Here is a 1,426-nt window from a genome sequence, read left to right on the forward strand (position 1 = left end):
CGATATAATTTCATATACCGCTGAAACAACTCAGAAAGATGGTCTACATCATTTCATATACCGTTAAAATAACTCAGAAAGATGGTCTACATCATTTCATTTACCGCTGAACTCTCCCAGAATGGAAAAAAGAAAAGACGCCACATAGCGCCTTTTCTATGAACGAAACGGAAACACAAGTATAATCGTTGTTCCTTTTCCAAGTTCGCTATCGATAGAAATCGTTCCGTTATGAGCATGAACGAGCTGCTTTGTAATAGCGAGGCCAAGTCCCGTTCCGATGTTGCTTTCTTCTGTATTTGTTCCTCTGTAATATCGCTCAAATAGAAGCTCTTTCGTTTTATCATCCATTCCTTTTCCGTTATCGGAAATAGATAGTGTAAATGAAGTAGCGTTTTGCGAAAGTTTTACGATGACGTTTGTCGTTTCGTTATTATGTTTTACCGCGTTTACGAGTAAGTTTTCGATAATACGCTGGAACCATTTTTCTTCAATGAAATATTGAATTTTGTTTGAGCTTGGTACGAATTCAATATTTTGATTTTGAAGTGTCGGATTATTAATGAATTGTAATAATACTTTTTGAACGAATTGATTCATTTCAATATTTACGTGTTGCGCAGGAAGACTGTTATTTTTTAATTGATACGTTAAGCTTAAATCATCAATTAATGTCGTCATATATTGAGATTTCTCTTTCATAACACTACCGAATTGTTGAATGTCACGATCGGTCCAGTTGTACTGCTTTGATTCTAGTAATAATGCGTAACCATATATAGAGCTAAGTGGTGTTTTTAAGTCATGCGTGAGACCGGTAATCCATTCCTCACGTGTTTGCTGCAGTACTTGCCTCATCGCATCATTTTTTTGGAGTGTAATAGAAAGGTGCTCTAGTGAACTTGTAACATCTCGAAACAAGCGGAATGACCATTTTTCTTTACCAGATCGCCTGAATCTGATAGGTTTCCCTTTTTTACTAACAGGTTCTTCGTACTTTCCGCCAGCTATGTTTTTAAGCCAGCGCATCGCATGTAATAACGGTTTTCCAAATTTATTACCGTACCAAATAGAAAGAATAACTAAATAAACAAATACGATAAGAAGGATTAATCCGCATCCAATTAGAAACTTTTTAGTAAATACATCTTCTATTTCATCATCTGGGTAGTAGTGCTCATTTTTGGCAGTTACAACAAGGAGATGATTGCTATTTGTGTCATAAAAGCTAGACGTGTTTTCTTTATGATTCCACGGTTCTTTTTCACTAAGAGCGGCTTGTATAACAGAAAATGTTTTTTTCTTTCCGTTTGGATAGGAGAATACTTCTTCGCCAACGCTATTAAAGATTTGAAGTGTTGCTTTTTCTTTAGTAAGTAAATGCTGTTCTTCTTCTGTTAATGTGAACGAATCCGTAGATACAGAA

General features: G+C 35.6%; 1 protein-coding gene. It reads right to left on the reverse strand.

Features of this window, described 5'->3' with window-relative positions; genetic code table 11:
• Positions 1-156: 156 nt before the first annotated feature.
• Positions 157-1,426: sensor histidine kinase (locus MR083_RS26470; protein ID WP_242270087.1), on the reverse strand; the 1,270-nt coding region annotated here is incomplete at its 5' end.

The organism is Bacillus cereus group sp. BfR-BA-01408 (assembly GCF_022663305.1).
Lineage (GTDB): Bacteria > Bacillota > Bacilli > Bacillales > Bacillaceae_G > Bacillus_A > Bacillus_A pacificus.